Source organism: Mesorhizobium sp. M8A.F.Ca.ET.161.01.1.1 (assembly GCF_004792105.1).
Classification (GTDB): Bacteria; Pseudomonadota; Alphaproteobacteria; order Rhizobiales; family Rhizobiaceae; genus Mesorhizobium.
On record NZ_SRTD01000085.1, the window covers coordinates 1 to 433 of the forward strand.

Genomic DNA, 433 nt, shown 5'->3' on the forward strand with positions numbered 1-433 from the left:
CTTCGGCCATGGAAGTGCTCAACGAACCACAACGTTACGACCCCGAACAGGTGTTCTACATAAACGGCCTGCCGGCGGACGGTGAGGGGCTGACGCATCTGATGATGCAACGACGTGAGGGCGATGGCTTTGCCATCTCCTATCCGAGCGCCGCCTTCCCCAAGACAGTGCGTTGGATCCTGGTCAGCGGGGATTCGCAGGTTGCCGCTTTTGCCCTCCCATCCACCTGCGAGCCGGAAGGCTATCTGGCGGAGAAGGCCAAGAATAACGTGCAGAGGCTATCGCCGGGTGAACGCAGGGTCTTCCCGGTACGGCTGGGCTATCTCGACCACGCTGCCGCCGATCGGTTCGGCGCCAGGATCAGCGCCCTTTAAAACAGATAAGCAGGGAATATCGGCATGAGTAAGAAAATCGGGGTCGTCGGCTCCAACAT

Annotated in this window: 1 protein-coding gene; it reads left to right on the top strand. The window is 59.6% G+C overall.

The features are described from left to right. On the top strand, nucleotides 1–374 hold a 374-nt coding region (locus EN804_RS34725), incomplete at its 5' end, for a DUF4432 family protein (RefSeq protein ID WP_135922310.1). Nucleotides 375–433 lie beyond the last annotated feature (59 nt).